General features: G+C 63.5%; 2 protein-coding genes. Both read left to right on the top strand.

The window, feature by feature from the left end; genetic code table 11:
- Positions 1–262 (top strand): co-chaperone GroES (locus tag EH240_RS36890; RefSeq protein WP_148101180.1); only part of this gene is annotated, 262 nt, incomplete at its 5' end.
- A gap of 48 nt (positions 263–310) precedes the next feature.
- The coding region (groL, locus tag EH240_RS36885) for a chaperonin GroEL (protein WP_125007231.1) at positions 311–1,620 on the top strand (1,310 nt) is incomplete at its 3' end.

Below are 1,620 nucleotides of genomic sequence, written 5' to 3'. Positions count from 1 at the left end.
CAAATCCAAGGGCGGGATCATCATTCCCGACACTGCGAAGGAAAAGCCGCAGGAAGGCGAAGTGATCGCCGTCGGCTCTGGCGCGCGCGACGAAAGCGGCAAGCTGATCCCCCTCGACGTCAAGGCCGGCGACACCGTCCTGTTTGGCAAATGGTCGGGCACCGAGGTCAAGATTGACGGCGAGGATCTCCTGATCATGAAGGAGACCGACATTATGGGCATCGTCGAGCCGATCAAGGCGACCGCCAAGAAGGCCGCCTGACCGGACTCTCCGACCCCTCACTCTCACGTTCGAACTGGACGAAAAATCATGTCTGCCAAGGAAATCAAATTCTCCACCGATGCACGCGACCGCATGCTGCGCGGCGTCGAGCTCCTCAACAACGCCGTCAAGGTGACGCTCGGCCCCAAGGGCCGCAACGTCATCCTTGACAAGGCCTATGGCGCGCCGCGCATCACCAAGGACGGCGTAACGGTGGCCAAGGAAATCGAGCTCACCGACAAGTTCGAGAACATGGGCGCGCAGATGGTGCGCGAAGTGGCTTCGAAGACCAACGACCTTGCCGGTGACGGCACCACCACCGCCACGGTGCTGGCCGCTTCGATCCTGCGCGAGGGCGTCAAGCTCGTCGCCGCCGGCATGAACCCGATGGACCTCAAGCGCGGCATCGATCTTGCCGTGGCCGCCGTCGTGAAGGACATTCAGGCGCGGGCCAAGAAGGTCAAGTCCTCGGCCGAGATCGCGCAGGTCGGCTCCATCGCCGCCAATGGCGACGCCACCGTCGGCGCCATGATCGCCAAGGCGATGGACAAGGTCGGCAATGAAGGCGTCATCACCGTCGAGGAAGCCAAGACCGCCGACACCGAACTCGACGTCGTCGAGGGCATGCAGTTCGATCGCGGCTACCTCTCGCCCTATTTCGTCACCAACGCCGACAAGATGCGCGCCGAACTGGAAGACCCCTACATCCTCATCCACGAGAAGAAACTTGGCAATCTACAGGCGCTGTTGCCGATCCTGGAAGCAGTCGTGCAGAGCGGCAAGCCGCTGCTGATCATCTCCGAGGATGTCGAGGGCGAGGCGCTCGCCACGCTGGTCGTCAACAAGTTGCGCGGCGGCCTCAAGGTCGCGGCGGTGAAAGCGCCCGGCTTCGGTGATAGGCGCAAGGCCATGCTGGAAGACATCGCAGTGCTGACAGCCGGCCAGGTGATCTCGGAAGATCTCGGCATCAAACTGGAAAACGTCACGCTCGACATGCTCGGCCGCGCCAAGCGCGTGCTGATCGAGAAGGATACGACCACGGTGATCGACGGCTCCGGCGACAAGGCCGGCATTGCCGCGCGCATCAGCCAGATCAAGGCGCAGATCGAGGAGACCACCTCGGACTACGACAAGGAGAAGCTGCAGGAGCGGCTGGCGAAGCTCGCAGGCGGCGTCGCGGTCATCCGCGTCGGCGGCGCCACCGAGACCGAGGTCAAGGAGAAGAAGGACCGCGTCGACGATGCCCTCAACGCCACCCGAGCTGCGGTCGCAGAAGGCATCGTTCCAGGCGGCGGCGTCGCGCTGCTGCGCGCAAAACCAGTGCTGACCTCCCTTACAGGCGCCAACGCCGACGTGAC

The sequence above is a fragment of the Mesorhizobium tamadayense genome, assembly GCF_003863365.1.
Taxonomy (GTDB): domain Bacteria; phylum Pseudomonadota; class Alphaproteobacteria; order Rhizobiales; family Rhizobiaceae; genus Mesorhizobium; species Mesorhizobium tamadayense.
Note: the sequence above shows the minus strand (reverse complement) of the source record. Positions and strands in the feature narration are given on the sequence as shown.